This window comes from Pseudomonas sp. BN417 (assembly GCF_029871205.1).
GTDB lineage: Bacteria > Pseudomonadota > Gammaproteobacteria > Pseudomonadales > Pseudomonadaceae > Metapseudomonas.
Window position 1 is genome coordinate 50,351 of sequence record NZ_SSOJ01000080.1, and the last position, 16,885, is coordinate 67,235.

The 16,885-nt window shown below is 65.2% G+C and carries 14 protein-coding genes and 1 tRNA gene; 10 read left to right on the forward strand and 5 right to left on the reverse strand.

All coding sequences use genetic code 11. From position 1 onward, the window contains the following. Window positions 1-14: 14 nt before the first annotated feature. Window positions 15-1,247, forward strand: a complete 1,233-nt coding sequence (locus E8F11_RS09070; RefSeq protein WP_280288508.1) for a multifunctional CCA addition/repair protein — start codon at window positions 15-17, stop codon at window positions 1,245-1,247. Here E8F11_RS09070 and folK read toward each other — a convergent pair. Further along, a complete protein-coding gene (gene folK, locus E8F11_RS09075; RefSeq protein ID WP_280288509.1) occupies window positions 1,220-1,762 on the reverse strand; it encodes a 2-amino-4-hydroxy-6-hydroxymethyldihydropteridine diphosphokinase in 543 nt (180 codons plus the stop codon). The genes E8F11_RS09070 and folK overlap by 28 nt on opposite strands. Continuing rightward, on the reverse strand, window positions 1,753-2,106 hold the full coding sequence (gene folB, locus E8F11_RS09080) for a dihydroneopterin aldolase (RefSeq protein WP_280288510.1): 354 nt from the start codon (window positions 2,104-2,106) through the stop codon (window positions 1,753-1,755). Before folB ends, folK begins: the two co-directional genes overlap by 10 nt. Before the next feature lie 51 nt (window positions 2,107-2,157). Here folB and plsY point away from each other — a divergent pair, with 51 nt between their 5' ends. After that, window positions 2,158-2,727 (forward strand): glycerol-3-phosphate 1-O-acyltransferase PlsY, encoded by a 570-nt coding sequence (gene plsY, locus E8F11_RS09085; protein WP_280288511.1) that lies wholly within the window; start codon window positions 2,158-2,160, stop codon window positions 2,725-2,727. 31 nt (window positions 2,728-2,758) lie between these two features. Here plsY and tsaD read toward each other — a convergent pair whose 3' ends face one another. Continuing rightward, window positions 2,759-3,784, reverse strand: coding sequence for a tRNA (adenosine(37)-N6)-threonylcarbamoyltransferase complex transferase subunit TsaD (gene tsaD / locus E8F11_RS09090; protein WP_280288512.1), 1,026 nt, complete (start codon window positions 3,782-3,784; stop codon window positions 2,759-2,761). 206 nt (window positions 3,785-3,990) lie between these two features. On the opposite strand from tsaD, the gene rpsU reads away from it, so the two are divergent. The 5 genes from rpsU to E8F11_RS09115 all read left to right on the forward strand — a co-directional run bounded on the left by rpsU (window position 3,991) and on the right by E8F11_RS09115 (window position 12,265). Then, window positions 3,991-4,206 carry a 30S ribosomal protein S21 gene (gene rpsU / locus E8F11_RS09095; RefSeq protein WP_003085057.1) on the forward strand — a complete coding sequence of 72 codons (216 nt, stop codon included), beginning with the start codon at window positions 3,991-3,993 and terminating at the stop codon, window positions 4,204-4,206. 192 nt (window positions 4,207-4,398) lie between these two features. Continuing rightward, window positions 4,399-6,372: a DNA primase gene (gene dnaG / locus E8F11_RS09100; protein WP_280288513.1), complete on the forward strand. Its 1,974-nt coding sequence runs from the start codon at window positions 4,399-4,401 to the stop codon at window positions 6,370-6,372. Window positions 6,373-6,439: 67 nt separating this feature from the next. Beyond that, window positions 6,440-8,293 (forward strand): RNA polymerase sigma factor RpoD, encoded by a 1,854-nt coding sequence (gene rpoD, locus E8F11_RS09105; protein ID WP_280288514.1) that lies wholly within the window; start codon window positions 6,440-6,442, stop codon window positions 8,291-8,293. 142 nt (window positions 8,294-8,435) lie between these two features. Next, entirely contained in the window at window positions 8,436-12,173 is a 3,738-nt protein-coding gene (locus tag E8F11_RS09110) for an EAL domain-containing protein (RefSeq protein WP_280288515.1), read from the forward strand. Between the two features lie 15 nt (window positions 12,174-12,188). After that, a tRNA-Ile gene (locus E8F11_RS09115) sits at window positions 12,189-12,265 on the forward strand. 231 nt (window positions 12,266-12,496) lie between these two features. On the opposite strand, the gene E8F11_RS09120 is transcribed toward E8F11_RS09115, so the two are convergent. Both E8F11_RS09120 and E8F11_RS09125 read right to left on the reverse strand, forming a co-directional pair. Beyond that, the gene (locus tag E8F11_RS09120; protein ID WP_280288516.1) at window positions 12,497-13,234 is read right to left on the reverse strand and encodes an aspartate/glutamate racemase family protein; all 738 of its coding nucleotides are present in this window, start codon (window positions 13,232-13,234) and stop codon (window positions 12,497-12,499) included. 8 nt (window positions 13,235-13,242) lie between these two features. After that, a complete protein-coding gene (locus tag E8F11_RS09125; protein ID WP_280288517.1) occupies window positions 13,243-13,932 on the reverse strand; it encodes a GntR family transcriptional regulator in 690 nt (229 codons plus the stop codon). Window positions 13,933-14,072: 140 nt separating this feature from the next. Between E8F11_RS09125 and E8F11_RS09130 the strand changes: the two genes are divergently transcribed. The 3 genes from E8F11_RS09130 to E8F11_RS09140 are packed head-to-tail and all read left to right on the forward strand — an operon-like array spanning window position 14,073 to window position 16,868. Next, window positions 14,073-15,161, forward strand: a complete 1,089-nt coding sequence (locus tag E8F11_RS09130; RefSeq protein ID WP_280288518.1) for an ABC transporter ATP-binding protein — start codon at window positions 14,073-14,075, stop codon at window positions 15,159-15,161. Between the two features lies 1 nt (window position 15,162). After that, on the forward strand, window positions 15,163-16,077 hold the full coding sequence (locus tag E8F11_RS09135; protein WP_280288519.1) for an ABC transporter permease: 915 nt from the start codon (window positions 15,163-15,165) through the stop codon (window positions 16,075-16,077). Further along, window positions 16,077-16,868, forward strand: coding sequence for an ABC transporter permease (locus E8F11_RS09140; RefSeq protein ID WP_280288520.1), 792 nt, complete (start codon window positions 16,077-16,079; stop codon window positions 16,866-16,868). The genes E8F11_RS09135 and E8F11_RS09140 overlap by 1 nt, the downstream gene beginning before the upstream one ends. The last annotated feature ends 17 nt before the right edge of the window (window positions 16,869-16,885 follow it).

Genomic DNA, 16,885 nt, shown 5'->3' on the forward strand with positions numbered 1-16,885 from the left:
CACGGAGGCAAGCCATGCAGATATACAAAGTTGGCGGCGCAGTACGCGACCGCCTGTTGGGACGCCCGGTTACCGAGAACGACTGGGTGGTAGTAGGTGCCACCGCCGAAGAGATGCTCGAACAGGGCTACCGCCCGGTGGGTGCCGATTTCCCGGTATTCCTCCATCCGCAGAGCGGCGAGGAGTACGCCCTGGCGCGCACCGAGCGCAAGAGCGGCCGCGGCTACGGCGGCTTCACCTTCTTCGCCAGCCCTGACGTGACCCTGGAGCAGGACCTGACCCGCCGCGACCTCACGGTCAACGCCATGGCCGAGGACGACCAGGGCAATCTGATCGACCCCTACGGCGGCCGGCAGGACCTCGAGGCCAGGCGGCTGCGCCATGTCTCCCCCGCCTTCGCCGAAGACCCCCTGCGCGTGCTGCGGGTGGCACGTTTTGCCGCGCGCTACGCGCCGCTGGGGTTCCGGGTGGCGGAGGAAACCCTGGAGCTGATGCGGCGCATCGCCGAATCCGGCGAGCTGGACGCCCTGACGCCAGAACGCAGCTGGAAGGAAATCTCCCGTGCCCTCATGGAGCCGCGCCCGGACGTGTTCATCCAGGTCCTGCGCGAATGCGGCGCCCTCGCCGCCTGGCTACCCGAACTGGACTGCCTGTTCGGCGTCCCCCAGCCGGAGAAGCACCACCCCGAGGTGGATTCCGGCGTGCACGTACTGGCCGTACTGCGCCAATGCGCGGAACACCACCAACCGCTCACCGTGCGCTGGGCCTGCCTGCTGCACGACCTGGGCAAGGGCCTGACCCCGGAAGACGAGTTGCCGCAGCATATCGCCCACGAAAAGCGCGGCCTCAAGCTGATCAAGGCGGTGAACGAGCGCTGCAAGGCTCCGCGCGACTGCCAGGAACTGGCCTTGCTGGTTGGCGAGTACCACACCCACGCCCATCGGGCCCTGGAGCTGCGCGCCTCGACGCTGCTGGAGCTGCTGCAGAGCTTCGACGTCTACCGCCGCCCCCAGCGCTTCGAGGAATTCGTCGCCGCCAGCGAGATGGACGCCCGTGGCCGTACCGGCCTGGAGCAGCGCGACTATCCCCAGGCGGCCTACCTGCTGGGCGCAGCCGCTGCCGCCCGTGCGGTCGCGGTGCAACCGCTGCTGGAAAAAGGCTTGAAAGGCGCGGAACTGGGCGAGGCGCTCAAAGGCGAACGCCTCAAGGCGCTCAAGGCCTACAAGGAAGCGGGCGGGAAGGCCTGACGCAGGGCCGGCGGCGTCAGCTCGGCACCGCGCCAGACGAAGGACGCCGGCCAGAGCGCCTGCTGGATGCTGGACGATTGCCAGAGCTCGGCGAAAGTCTTCCCTGCGCCCGGATGCCGCGCTTCAGGCGCCAGCAGCGCCAGGGGCCAGAGCACGAAGGCATTCTTCAGCACTTCGGCGCGCGGCAGTACCAGGCCATCGAAGTTACCGACCCGGTCGCCGTAGAAGAGCACGTCGATATCCAGCGGCAGGCCCTTGCGGCCGGGCGCATAGCGGCCGTTGTCGGCCTCGATCACCTTCAATCGGCGATCCAGTTCATGCAGCGGCAGGTCGGTGCGGGCGGAGACCACCAGGTTGAAGAAGTGCCCGCTCTTGATACCCACGGCCTGGCTCTCGAACACCGGCGAGCACTGCATGTCATGAAGGAATTCGGCCAGGGCTTCGAGCCCGGCGGTCAGGTTGCGCTCGCGCTCGATATTGCTGCCGAGGCCGAGGTAGATAGGCGTCAGCGACATCCGCGCTCGATCTCCACACCGACACTGCTGGCCGCGGGCACGGCGCCAGGCTTGTGCAGCTTCAGGCGAACCCAGGGGATATCGAACTCGGCCATGAGCACCGCGACCAGGCGCTCGGCGAAGGTCTCCACCAGCAGAAACTGCGCCTCGGCGGCGAATGCCTGAATGCGCTGGGACACGGCCGCATAGTCGAGCGCCTTGTCGAGGTCATCGCCCTCGGCGGCGGGACGGTTATCCCAACCCAGCTGCAGGTCAAGGCGCAGGCATTGGCGAATGCTGCGCTCCCAGTCATAGGCACCGATTACGGTGTCGACTTCCAGACCCTCGATGAAAACCGTGTCCACGTCAGTGCTGCCCCGCTAGAATCGGGACTTCCTCGCCCCGGAATGGAAACCATGTTTTGGCTGCTGGCGACTCTCGCCTACCTGCTCGGATCGTTGTCCTTCGCCATTCTGCTCAGCCGTCTGTTCGGCACGGGCGACCCGCGTGCCCAGGGCTCTGGCAACCCTGGTGCCACCAACATGCTGCGGGTGGCGGGAAAGAAGCTTGCGATCCTGACCCTGCTCGGCGACCTGTGCAAAGGCCTGCTGCCCGTGCTGGTCGCCCATCTTTGCGGCCTGAGCATCCAGCAGCAGGCCTGGATCGGCCTCGCCGCAGTGCTCGGGCACCTGTATCCCCTGTACTTCCGTTTCCGTGGTGGCAAGGGCGTCGCCACTGCGGCCGGCATGCTGCTCGGGCTTTACCCCCCGGCTGCCTTGCTGGCCATCTGCGCCTGGCTGCTGACCTTCTACCTGACCCGCACCAGTTCCCTCGCAGCGCTGATCGCCACGCCACTGACCCTGCCGCTCCTGGCCTGGCAACAACCCGGCGCGCTCCTGCCAATGACGGTACTCACCGGACTCATCGTCTGGCGTCATCGCGGCAATCTACGCGACCTTTTCGCCGGACGCGAACGGCATTTCTGAATAGCTGGAGTGAAAACGGCTCAACCGGCCGTCAGACGGCGGGCAACTGCTCCATCGACCAACGCGGCTGCACGGCAATCGCCGGACCGTCCTGCTGCCCTGCCAGCAAACGCTGACAACCGGCGTAGGCAATCATCGCGCCGTTATCGGTGCAGAAGCGCGGCCGCGCATAGAAAACTTCACCCTTGAACTCGCCGAGCATCTTGCCCAGCGATTGGCGCAGCGACTGGTTGGCGCTGACCCCGCCAGCGATCACCAGGCGCTTCAGGCCGGTCTGCTTGAGCGCGCGCCGGCACTTGATGGTGAGAGTCTCCACCACCGCCTGCTCGAAGGCCAGTGCGATGTCGCAACGGGTTTGCTCGCCGTCGTCCCCAGCATTGCGGCACTGCTGCCAGGTGTTGAGGGCGAAGGTCTTGAGCCCGCTGAAGCTGAAATCCAGGCCGGGACGGTCGGTCATCGGCCGCGGGAAAGTGAAGCGACCGGGCATACCGCTCTGGGCCAGGCGGGCGATCTCCGGACCGCCGGGATAGCCGAGGCCGATCAACTTGGCGGTCTTGTCGAACGCTTCACCCGCGGCGTCGTCCACCGATTCACCAAGCAGCGCATAGCGGCCGATGCCGTCCACCCGCACCAGCTGGGTATGGCCGCCGGAAACCAGCAGGGCGACGAATGGGAACTGCGGTGGCTGTTCTTCCAGCATGGGCGCCAGCAGGTGGCCTTCCATATGGTGCACACCGAGCGCCGGCACGCCCCAGGCAAAGGCCAGGGCCTGGGCGCAGGAGGCGCCTACCAGCAGCGCACCCACCAGGCCGGGGCCGGCGGTGTAGGCGATGCCGTCGATGTCCTCGGGTTTGCGGTCGGCCTCGACCAGCACCTGGCGCAGCAACGGCAGCATGCGCTTGACGTGGTCGCGGGAGGCCAGCTCGGGCACGACGCCGCCGTAGACCCGGTGCAGGTCGATCTGACTGAACAGCGCGTCGGCCAGAAGGCCGCGTTCGCTGTCGTATAGGGCGACGCCGGTTTCGTCGCAGGAGGTTTCCAACCCCAGCACTAGCATGGGTATGAGCCTTTCTGGCCTGGCCAATGAAGAAGGCGCGAATCATAATCGCCGCCCCTCCTGCCGACCAGCGGTTTTCGACTGAAGGCTTTGCATTCCAAGGCCCGAGGCGTTAATATCCGCAGCCCTTGAAATCCGACGCGCCACCGAGCCAGCTTTTGCCGGAATGCGTCGACCATTCGGTAATTGATGAAGGTACGACCTGGATGCCAGCCGTCAAAGTTAAAGAGAACGAACCCTTCGACGTAGCCCTGCGTCGTTTCAAGCGCTCCTGCGAGAAAGCCGGCGTACTGGCCGAAGTTCGCAGCCGTGAGTTTTACGAGAAGCCCACTGCCGAGCGCAAGCGCAAAGCCGCCGCCGCGGTCAAGCGTCATGCCAAGAAAGTGCAGCGCGAGCAGCGCCGCCGCGAGCGCCTGTACTGAGTTAACAGGCTCCGCAGCACGCTCAAGCATCGCCCGGCTCCGGCCGGGCGAGTGCATAGTGAGCGCCCAAGAAACTCCGCTTCGCCCCGGCGAATGCCGGAGTTTTTTGCTTTACAGCGCGAGCACCCCGCCCGCTGTCGCCCTCGCCGGGCCGGGCGTATGCTTTGAACCTTCCTGCGCCCTGAGCACCCTATGGCTGGCCTGATCCCGCAAGGCTTCATCGACGATCTGCTGAACCGCACCGACATAGTCGAGGTGGTTGGCGCGCGCGTGCAGCTGAAAAAGGCAGGCAAGAACTACACCGCGCGCTGCCCCTTCCATAACGAAAAGACGCCGTCCTTCAGCGTCAGCCCGGACAAGCAGTTCTATTACTGCTTCGGCTGCGGTGCCGGCGGCAACGCCCTCGGCTTCATCATGGACCACGACAACCTGGACTTCCCCCAGGCAGTCGAGGACCTGGCCAAGCGCGCCGGCATGGACGTCCCGCGGGAAGAAGGCGGGCGCAGCAACCGCCCGCGCCAGCCAACCGACTCCCCGCTCTACGCCCTGCTCACCGCCGCTTCGGACTACTACCGGCATGCCTTGAAGCAACACCCGACACGCAAGGCCGCCGTCGAGTACCTCAAGGGCCGCGGCCTCACGGGCGAGATCGCCCGCGACTTCGCCCTCGGCTTCGCCCCGCCTGGCTGGGACAACCTGCTCAAGCACATGGGCGGCGACAGCCTGCAGCAGAAGCACATGATCGACGCCGGGCTGCTGATCGAGAACGCCGAGACCGGCAAGCGCTACGACCGCTTCCGCGACCGGGTGATGTTCCCCATCCGCGACAGCCGCGGCCGCATCATCGCCTTCGGCGGCCGGGTGCTGGGAGATGACAAGCCCAAGTACCTGAACTCCCCGGAAACCCCGGTATTCCACAAGGGCCAGGAGCTCTACGGGCTGTTCGAAGCACGCAAGCACAACCGCAACCTCGACGAGATCATGGTCGTCGAGGGTTACATGGACGTCATCGCCCTGGCCCAGCAAGGCCTGCGCAATGCCGTCGCCACCCTGGGAACCGCCACCAGCGAAGAGCACATCAAGCGCCTGTTTCGCCTGGTGCCGAGCATCCTTTTTTGCTTCGACGGCGACCAGGCCGGGCGCAAGGCCGCCTGGCGCGCGCTGGAAGCCACCCTGCCGAGCCTCGAAGACGGACGCCGCGCGCGCTTCCTGTTCCTGCCCGAAGGCGAGGACCCGGACAGCCTGGTGCGCAAGGAAGGCACCGACGCCTTCCGCGCGCGCATCACCCAGCATGCCCAGCCACTGGCCGATTACTTCTTCCAGCAATTGACCCAGGAAGCCGACCCCGCCTCCCTGGAGGGCAAGGCCCACCTGGCGACCCTGGCGGCGCCGCTGATCGAGCGCATCCCCGGCGCCAATCTCAAGGTCCTGATGCGCCAGCGCCTCGCCGAGATCACCGGCCTCAACGGCGACGCCCTCGGCCAGCTGGCTCGCAGTGCGCCGCGCAGCGGCGAGAGCCAACAGCACTCGGACGATGGCTACTACGAGTCGTTCTCCGGCTACGACACCCAGCCGTACGAGCCGGATCATGGCCAGTACTACGAGCAGCCGGCAGCACCCCAGGGCAACTGGCAAAAAGACGAACGGCGCAAGGACGGCTGGAAGAAAGACGGCAAGAAGTGGAGCAAACAGGGGCGCGACGACTTCAAGCGCCCGCCACGCACCGAAGTGAAGGTGGAATCGCCCACCCTGACCGCGCTGCGCACCCTTCTGCATCACCCCTCTTTGGCGCAGAAGGTGGAGGATGCCAGCCATTTCGCCGCAGAAGACGACACCTATGCCCAGCTCATGGTGTCGCTCGTGGAAGCCGTCCAGAAGAACCCGAAACTGCGTTCACTGCAGCTGATCGCCCGCTGGCACGGCACCGACCAGGGCCGTCTGTTACGGGCTTTGGCGGAAAAGGAATGGCTGATTTCCGACGACAACCTTGAACAACAGTTTTTCGACACTATAACTAGGTTGTCGGCTCGCCAGCGGGAACGCCGCCTGGAAAATCTGCTGCGGAAAGCACGGCAAAGCGAACTCAGCGCAGAGGAAAAAGATCAGCTGCGCGACCTCCTCAGCCGCAACACGTCCTCCCTGACTCCGACCTCAACTGGCGCGTAAGGCCCCGGATCAGGTATAATCCTCGGCTTGTTTTCAGCCCGCCAAGACCTTAAGTGGATAGGGTGCTATGTCCGGAAAAGCGCAACAGCAGTCTCGCCTCAAAGAGTTGATCGCCCGTGGCCGTGAGCAGGGATACCTGACTTACGCGGAGGTCAACGACCACCTGCCGGAGGATATTTCCGATCCGGAACAGGTGGAAGACATCATCCGCATGATCAATGACATGGGGATCAACGTATTCGAGAGTGCCCCGGATGCGGATGCCCTGTTGCTGGCAGAAGCCGACACCGACGAAGCCGCCGCCGAGGAAGCTGCCGCCGCATTGGCCGCAGTGGAAACCGACATCGGCCGCACTACCGATCCAGTGCGCATGTACATGCGTGAAATGGGCACCGTGGAACTGCTGACCCGCGAAGGCGAGATCGAAATCGCCAAGCGCATCGAGGAAGGCATCCGCGAAGTGATGAGCGCCATCGCTCACTTCCCCGGCACTGTCGACGGCATCCTCGCCGAATACCAGCGCGTCACCACCGAAGGTGGCCGTCTCTCCGACGTCCTCAGCGGCTACATCGACCCGGATGACGGCACCCTGCCGGCTGAAGAAGTCGAGCCCGTCGGCCTGAAGGACGACAGCGCCGCTGCCAAGGAAAAGGAAGACGAAGAGGACGAGGAAGCCGAGGGCGACGACACCGAGGAAGAAGGTGACGGCGGTCCTGACCCGGAAGAGGCCCTGCGCCGCTTCACGGCCGTGTCCGAGCAGCTCGAAAAGGCCAAGAAGGCCCTCAAGAAGCATGGTCGCGACAGCAAGCAGGCCGTTGAAGAACTACTGGCCCTGGCCGAGCTCTTCATGCCGATCAAGCTGGTGCCGAAGCAGTTCGACGCCCTGGTGGAAAAAGTCCGCAGCGCCCTGGACCGCGTCCGCGCCCAGGAACGCGCCATCATGCAGCTCTGCGTACGTGATGCCCGCATGCCCCGCGCCGACTTCCTGCGCCTGTTCCCGGGCAATGAAGTCGACCTGACCTGGGCCGAAGGCCTGGCCAAGGGCAAAGCCAAGTACGCCGAAGCCATCGGCAAGCTGGTGGACGACATCAAACGCAACCAGCAGAAGCTGGTGGACCTCCAGCAGGAAGTCGACCTGACGGTCAACGAGATCAAGGACGTCAACCGCCGCATGTCCATTGGCGAAGCCAAGGCTCGCCGGGCGAAGAAAGAGATGGTCGAGGCCAACCTGCGTCTCGTGATCTCCATCGCCAAGAAGTACACCAACCGCGGCCTGCAGTTCCTCGACCTGATCCAGGAAGGCAACATCGGCCTGATGAAGGCGGTGGACAAGTTCGAATACCGTCGCGGCTACAAGTTCTCGACCTACGCAACCTGGTGGATTCGCCAGGCGATCACTCGCTCGATCGCCGACCAGGCGCGCACCATCCGTATCCCGGTGCACATGATCGAGACCATCAACAAGCTCAACCGCATCTCCCGCCAGATGCTGCAGGAAATGGGCCGCGAACCCACTCCGGAAGAGCTTGGCGAGCGCATGGAGATGCCCGAGGACAAGATCCGCAAGGTATTGAAGATCGCCAAGGAACCGATCTCCATGGAGACCCCGATCGGCGACGACGAGGACTCCCACCTGGGCGACTTCATCGAGGACTCCACCATGCAGTCCCCGATCGACGTAGCCACCGTGGAAAGCCTCAAGGAAGCGACCCGCGAAGTCCTGGCCGGCCTCACCGCCCGTGAAGCCAAGGTCCTGCGCATGCGTTTCGGCATCGACATGAATACCGACCACACCCTCGAGGAAGTCGGCAAGCAATTCGATGTAACCCGCGAACGTATCCGCCAGATCGAAGCCAAGGCGTTGCGCAAGCTGCGTCACCCGTCCCGAAGCGAGCACCTGCGCTCCTTCCTCGACGAGTAAGCGATCCAGAAACCCCCGGCCAGTCCGGGGGTTTTCTTTTGGCCATCCCCGATAGCGCGCCAGTCCGTACTTTTCTCTTTCGGATGGCAAGCGGCCACGTCTACACTTCGACCAGACATCTCCCCAAGGAATGAGGCCGCCAATGGCGCGAGTGCGGGCCGTACTGATGCTCTGGCTGGCACTCTGGGCCGTATCGGCCGGGGCCCTGACGCTCACCCGGGAAGAACAGGCCTGGCTCGACAATCACGGCGCGCTGCGCCTAGGCATCGACACCTCCTGGCCCCCCTTCGAATTCCGTGACCTGCAGGGCAATCACCAGGGCCTGGCGGCCGATTACGTCGACCTGATCCGCCAGCGCCTGGGCGTGAAGCTGACGCCCGTCGAGCCCAGCAGTTGGGGCGCCGTGCTGCAACAGGCTCGCAACGGCGACCTGGACCTGCTGCCAGGCATCATGTCCACCCCGGACCGCCAGGAATACCTGCTGTTCACCCGCCCCTACCTGGACTTCCCCATCGTCATCCTGTCCCAGGCCAAGGGCCCGCAGCCGGCCAACCTCAAGGGGCTCTACGGCCTGCGCGTCGGCGTCGTCGCCAACTACGCGCCCCACGAACTGCTGCGCACGCACAACCCCGACCTCAGCCTGCAGGCCTACCCCAGCGTCGCCGCCGCCCTGCATGCCTTGGCCACCGGCCAGGTGGACGCGTTCGTCGGCGACCTCGCCTCTAGCGTCTGGAGCCAGCGCCAGCTCAAGCTCGAAGGCATCGCCATCAGCGGCGAAACGCCCTACCGCTATCAGCTGGCCATGGCCACACCGCGCAGTGAGCCAATCCTCGCGGGCATCCTCGACAAGGTCTTCGCCGAGATCACCCCCGAAGAAGTCGCCGCCATCCAGGCGCGCTGGGTGGGCGGAGCCTTGTACCAGCGCACCGACTGGAGCCGCGCCCTGCTCTACGGCTTGCCCGGCCTGATCCTGTTGGCCGGCGTGCTCTTCTTCGTGTTGCGCGTCAACCGCCGCCTCAGCAGCGAAATGGCCAGCCGAGCGGCGCTCCAGGAAGAGCTGCGCAGCAGCGAGCAGCACTACCGGGGCCTGGTGGAAAGCCTCAACGCCATCGCCTGGGAAATGCGTGTGGAGGACTACTGCTACACCTACGTGTCGCCCCACGCCGAACGGTTGCTCGGCTATTCCCTGGCCACCTGGCGTGAACCCGGCTTCTGGCGCCGCACCCTGCACCCAGACGATTCCGCCTGGGCCAACGCCTTCTGCGAAGCGGAAACCCTGGCCGGCCGCGACCACAGCCTCGACTACCGGATGATCGCCGCGGACGGCCGGGTGCTCTGGGTGCGCGACATCATCACCCTCATCCCCCACGGGGAAACCCAGATGATGCGGGGCCTGATGATCGACATCACCGAGGCCAAGCAGACCGAACAGGCCCTGCGCCTTTCCGAGCAGAAGTTTGCCTCGGTGTTCCACAACTGCCCGGACATCATCGTCATCGCCCGTAGGACCGACGGCAGCCTGCTGGCGATCAACCACACCTTCGAGCAACAGATCGGTATCAAGGCCAGCGATGCCCTGGGCAGGACCGCCACCGATCTCGATATCTGGGGCATCCCCGGCATCGGCCCGCAACTCCTGCAGCGCCTGCAGCAGGGCAATCCGCTGCACAACCTGGAAATGCCCTTCCGCCGCGCCAGTGGCGAGACCTTCACCGGCCTGATTTCGGCCCAGGCCATCGACCTGGACGACACCCCCGCCCTGGTGGTGGTGGTCCGCGATATCACCCAGCTCAAGGAAACCCAGCAGCTGCTGCAGGTTTCCGAAGAAAAGTTCGCCCGTGCCTTCCACGCCTCGCCGGACGGCCTGCTCATCTCCCGCATCAGCGACGGCCTCCTGCTGGAAGCCAACGACGGCTTCAGCCGGATCACCGGCTACAGCACCCAGGAAATCGCCGACCGCTCCACTCTGGATCTAGGCCTCTGGGCCGATCCGTCCGAACGCGAACACATGATCCAGGTCATCCGCGACCAGGGCAGCCTGCACCACTTCACCGCGATGGTCCGCACCAAGGCCGGGCAGATCCGCCTCTGCGAGCTCTCCGCCCAGCCCATCCCCATCGGCGACGACGCCTGCATGCTGACCATCGCCCGCGACGTCACCGAGCGCCAGCAGATGCAGGAAAAGCTGCTCCAGGCCGCGACCGTCTTCGAAAGCACCGCCGAAGGTGTGATGATCACCGACACCGAGCAGCGCATCACCGCGGTCAATCGCGCCTTCAGCGAAATCACCGGCTACAGCGAAAGCGAAGCGCTCGGCCAGTCGCCACGCCTGCTCGCCTCCGGCCAACACGACAGCGCCTTCTATGCCGCCATGTGGCATCAGCTGGAGCTTGAAGGCCACTGGCAGGGGGAAATCTGGAACCGCCGCAAGAACGGCGATCCCTATCCGGAATGGCTCACCATCAGCGCCGTTCGCGACCGCTACAAGCAGGTCACCCACTACGTCGGCGTATTCGCTGACATCTCGCCGCTGAAGCACGCCCAGGCGCGCCTCGACTATCAGGCGCACCATGACCCGCTCACCGGCCTGCCCAACCGCCTGTTGTTCGAAAGCCGACTGCAACTGGCCCTGGCCGATGCCGTCAACGACCACCATCAGGGCGCGGTGCTGTTCATCGACCTGGACCGCTTCAAGCACATCAACGACAGCCTCGGCCACCCGGTGGGCGACCTGCTGCTCAAGGGCATCGCCAGCCGCCTGCGCGAGCAGCTGCGCGACATCGATACCGTGGCCCGCCTCGGCGGCGACGAGTTCATCATTCTCCTGCCTGGCCTGCACAACGCCGCCGATGCCCAGGCCGTGGCCAACAAACTGCTGGCCTGCTTCGAGGCGCCTTTCCCCGCTGGCCAGCACGAGTTCTTCATGAGCGCCAGTATCGGCATCAGCCTCTTCCCAGAACACGGCCTGGACGTCGCCACCCTGGTGAAGAACGCCGACGCCGCCATGTACCGGGCCAAGGCCCGCGGCCGCAACCGCATCGAGTTCTACACCCGCGACCTGACCAGCCTGGCCACCGAGCGCATGGCCCTGGAGACCGAGCTGCGCCGCGCGCTGGAGCGCAACGAACTGTCCTTGTGCTACCAGCCCAAACTCAGCCTGCAGCACCAGAGCCTGGTGGGCGCCGAAGCCCTGGTGCGCTGGCACCATCCGCGGTTCGGCGAAATTCCCCCGGAGCGCTTCATCCCGCTCGCAGAAGAAACCGGCCTCATCCTGCCCCTTGGCGACTGGGTGCTGGAGCATGCCTGCCGGCAGATGCAGCAATGGCAGGAACAGCACGCCCCCTTCGGTCCGCTCTCGGTCAACCTCGCCGGCGCCCAACTGCGCCAGCCGCTGCTGGTGGAGCGCCTGCAGCAGCTGATCCAGGGCCTGGGCCTGGAAGCCCAGCGCCTGCAGCTGGAAATTACCGAAGGCTTCATCATGAACCAGGCCGAAGAAGCTCTCAGCGTACTGCACAGTCTCAAGGCGCTCGGCGTGCAGCTGGCCATCGACGACTTCGGCACCGGCTATTCGTCCCTGAGCTACCTCAAGCGCCTGCCGCTGGACGTGCTGAAGATCGACAAATCCTTCGTCCGCGGCCTGCCCGACGACCCCAACGACGCCGCCATCAGCCGCGCCATCATCGCCCTCGGCCGCAGCATGCAGCTCACCGTCATCGCCGAAGGTGTCGAAACCAAGGCCCAGGAGTACTTCCTCGCGGCCGAAGGCTGCGATCAGATTCAAGGCTTCATCGTCAGCTCAGCCTTACCGGCCGAGACCTTCGCGAGAAAATTCCTCAGCCCGCTCCCCGCGATTGGCGCCCAGAAAAAAGCGCCTGTATAATCCGCCGGCCTTCTGGGGCCTATAGCTCAGTCGGTTAGAGCAGAGGACTCATAATCCTTTGGTCCACGGTTCGAGTCCGTGTGGGCCCACCAAATCAAAAGCCGCGCATTGCGCGGCTTTTGCGTTTTTCTGACTGAACAGAAACTCCCTTCTGGAAGCGTTCAGCGTCCACATTCCGCCCACGGGGATCCGCCGCCCGGCGGCTTGCGAATTCATTCGCTGAGGGCAGTGCAGCTACCCCCCCTGGAACTCCACAGGGCAGCCCTACGGCCTGCTTAGCGATTGAAATCGCCCCCACAGGAGTTCCCACGTGACTTTGGCGATCAGGCCCCTAGCGCGAAGCCGCGCAGGAAACCCGCATAGAGCTTGGGCAGGGGGAAGTCGAGGTCGCCGCGCTTGCTGGTGGACAGGCGCAGTTCACCCAGCATCTCCACCATCTTCATCGCGGCGCTCACGCCGTCGATCACCGGTACGCCCAGTTCGTCCTGCAGCCTGATCGCCAGATGGCTCATGCCTGCACAGCCGAGGACGATGGCGCCGGACTCGTCGCGCTCCAGCGCCTCCAGGCAGGCTGCGCGCATCAGGCGCTGCAGGCCCTGTGGGTCCTGATCCAGCGCCAGCACCGGAATCTCCACGGCGTGGATGCCCCGGCAGTGCTGGTGGAAGCCATAGCGTTCCACCAGGTGGCGGGCGATGACCTTGGTACGGCCCAGGGTAGTGACGATGCTGAACCCCGTGGCGACCCAGGTGGCCAGGTGCATGGCCGCCTCGGCAATGCCGATCACCGGGTGCCGGGCGATTTCCCGTGCGGCCAGCAGGCCGGGGTCGCCGAAGCAGGCGATCACGTGGCCCTCGGCGCCATCCCGTTCACCGTCGCGGATGGCCTGGAGCAAGCCGGGCACGCAGAGCGCTTCGTCGTAGTGGCCTTCGATGGAGGCCGGTCCCGCGCTGTTGGTCACCGCCAGCAACTGGTTGCCGGCTCGCAGCAGAGGCCTCGCTGACTCGGCCAGGCTGGCGGTCATCGCGGTGCTGGTGTTCGGGTTGATCAGCTGGATCTTCATGGCCGAGGTCAGGTCTCGATCAGGTGTTTCAGCGGGTGGTAGTTGGCCTTGAGCTTGCCGGCCGACTCGAGGATGGCCGTCTCGATGGCGGCCAGGTGGAAGCAGGTCAACTCGATGGCGGCGTTCTGGTTGCCGGCCTCGATGAACTCGATCAGGCGCAGGTGCTCGTCATCGCGGCAGGCGTCGTGGCGTTCGTCGTCCAGGGCGGCGACGTAAAGCGAGGCGCGGGAGATCAGCTTGCGGAACCAGTCCAGCAGCACCGGGTTGTTCAGCGCCTCGGCCAGCTTGATATGGAAGTCACCGAGCAAGTAGATCAGCCGCTCGTGGTCATGGTTACGCCGCGCCTCTTCCTCCAGCAGCAGGTGATCGCGCATATCCCGCATGGCCGCGCTGTCCCGCCGTCGGCAGAGTTCGGTGACGATGCCGATCTCGATCAGCCGGCGGGTTTCGAACAGCGAGCGAATTTCCTCATCGCTGGGCAGCGATACCCAGGCGCCCTTGTTCGGTTCGGTGGAGACCAGGCCATCGGCCTCCAGTTGCTTCAGCGCCGCCCGTACCGAGGTGCGGCTGACGTTGAACAAATCCGCCAGCGACGACTCGCCCAGTTTCATGCCGGGCCGCAGCGAGCGATTGCTGATGGCCTGGTAAACCCCCTCGTAGACGCGGTCCACCGTGGTTTCCAGCTTCTTGTCTGCCATTCGTGACTCCTAAATGCGTTCGCAAGCTGATTCCGCCCGAAACGAATGGGCGGCAAATCCCGGTTGCGTTGTCAGCATAAACCGAGTATTTCTAGATTGCATTCAATTTTTGCATACAAAAACAAGAGGAATGCACCATTATGAAGCACACGTCCTCCATCGAGGTGCAAGGCGTCAGCAAGCGCTACACCACCGATCCCGAGGTAGCGCCCGCGCTCGACAACGTCTCGGTCAGCATCCGTCACAACGAATTCTTCACCCTCCTCGGCCCCTCGGGCTGCGGCAAGACCACTCTGCTGCGCTCCATCGCCGGCTTCGAGCAGGTCAGCGCCGGCACCATCCACATCGGCGGGCAGCGGGTGGACGAGCTGCCGCCCTACCGGCGCCGGGTTAATACCGTGTTCCAGAGCTACGCGCTCTTCCCCCACATGAGCGTGGCCGAGAATATCGCCTTCGGCCTGGAGATGCAGGGCATCGAGCGTGGCGCCATTCCCGCGCGGGTCAAGGAGATGCTGGCCCTGGTACAGATGGAACACCTGGCCCGCCGCCGCCCCGCCGAGCTGTCCGGCGGCCAGCAGCAACGGGTGGCCCTGGCCCGCGCCCTGGCACCGCGTCCGGACGTGCTGCTGCTGGACGAACCACTGTCGGCGCTGGACCTGAAGCTGCGCAAGGAAATGCAGGTCGAACTCAAGCGCGTGCAGCAGGAGGCGGGCATCACCTTCATCTTCGTCACCCACGATCAGGAAGAGGCGCTGACCCTCTCCGACCGCATCGCGGTGATGTCCAGCGGCAAGATCCTGCAGATCGGCACGCCCAACGAGATTTACGAACGCCCGCAGCACCGCTTCGTCGCCCACTTCATCGGCGACATCAATTTCCTCCCCGGCCAGCTGCGCCAGTGTCCGCAGAACGGCAACCTGTTCCGTCCCGATGGCCTTCCGGTGGAAATCCCCTGCACCGCCGACGCCGGCACCCGCGCCGGCACGGCCCAACTAGCGTTCCGCCCCGAGCGCTCGAAGCTGGTGGACCCGTCCGAGCCGCACCACTTGCGCGGCGTGGTGGAAGCCGTGCTCTACGTCGGCACCGCCACCCTCTACCAGTGCCGCCTGGCCAACGACGTGAAGGTGATGCTGCGGGAAAGCAACGAAGGCGCCACCAGCGCCCGTGCCGTGGGCTCCAGCGTGGCGGTGCACCTGCCGCCCCACGCCTGCCTGCTGATGGAGGCCTGAGATGAGCGTCAGCGCCACCTCCCCCAGCCTCAACCGGTTGTTGCTGCTGTCGCCGGTGCTGCTCACCCTGCTCGGGCTGATCGCCATCCCGCTCGGAATCATGGGTTACATCAGCCTGCTGCCGCGCAACCTCTACGGCGGCGTCGACTGGAGCGCCGACTGGCAGTGGCAGAGCTACGTGCAGTTGTTCTTCCAGGAGGATTTCGACGGCAAGCTGGAACTCAACTGGGTTTATGCCCAAGCCCTGCTGCGCTCGGTGCTGCAGGCCGGCGGCACCACGCTGCTGTGCTTCCTGGTCGGCTTCCCCGTGGCCCTGTGGATGAGCAGCCTCAGCGAGCGCTCGCGCAACATCATGGTGCTGCTGATCACCATCCCCTTCTGGACCAACCTGCTGATCCGCAACTACGCCTGGCTGATCATCCTGCGCGAGCACGGCTGGCTGGCCCAGAGCCTCAACGCGCTGTTCCCCCAGGCCGGCGGCATCACCCTGCTGTACAACGATTTCGCCGTGGCCGTCGGGCTGGTCTACAGCTTCCTGCCGTTCATGATCCTGCCGATCTACTCCACCCTGGAGAAGCTCGACTGGCGCCTGGTGGAAGCCGCCTATGACCTCGGCGCCAACCGCTGGAAGGCGCTGCGCCGGGTGATCCTGCCGCTGTCCATGCCCGGCGTGGTGGCCGGTTCCCTGCTGGTGTTCGTGCCGAGCCTGGGCGCCTTCATCACCCCCGCCATCCTTGGTGGCGGCAAGACGCTGATGATCGGCAACCTGATCCAGCAGCAGTTCGGCACCGCGCGCAACTGGCCGCTGGGCAGCTCGCTGTCCTTCCTCCTGCTCGGGCTGATGCTGCTGGCCCTGGTGCTCTACGCCCTCTATGCCCGCAAGGCCGCCAAAGCCGTCCGCCAGGGAGCCTGCTGATGATCGCCAACCACCTGAAGAAACTGCCGCTGACCCGCGAAACCAGCCTGCTGGTACTGGCCTACCTGTACCTGCCGATCCTGGTGCTGATCGCCTACAGCTTCAACGCCAACCGCACCGCCACCGTCTGGACCGAGTTCTCCTTCGCCTGGTACGGGCGGATCCTGGCCAACCCCTCGATCCAGGCGGCAGCCATGAACTCGGTGATCGTCGCCGGCATCGCCACCGTCTGCGCCACCGCCATCGCCCTGCTGGCGGCGCTGGCCACCTACAAGCCGTTCTATGGGCAGAAGATGGTGGAAGGCGGGATCAACCTGCCGCTGATCCTGCCGGAGATCGTCACCGCGGTGGCCACCCTGCTGCTGTTCATGGCCCTGGGCATCAAGCTGGGCCTGCTGACGGTGATCATCGCCCACATCGGCTTCTGCATCCCCTTCGCCTACCTGCCGATCCGCGCGCGCCTGAACGACCTGGACAAGAGCCTGCTGGAAGCGGCCAACGACCTCTATGCCAATCCCTTCCACACCTTCCGCCGGGTGACCCTGCCGCTGCTGTTCCCGGCGGTGCTGTCCGGTGCGGTGCTGGCATTCGTGGTCAGCCTGGACGACTTCATCATGACCTTCTTCGTCGCCGGCCCCGGTTCGACCACGCTGCCCGTCTACATCTTCTCGGCCATCAAGGCCGGGGTAACCCCCGAGATCAACGCCATTTCCACGGTGATGCTGGTGATCTCGATCGTCCTGGTGGTGCTCTCCTACTGGCTCGGCCAGCGAGGCAAGCCCGCCGCCTGAACCTCGTTCCACCACTG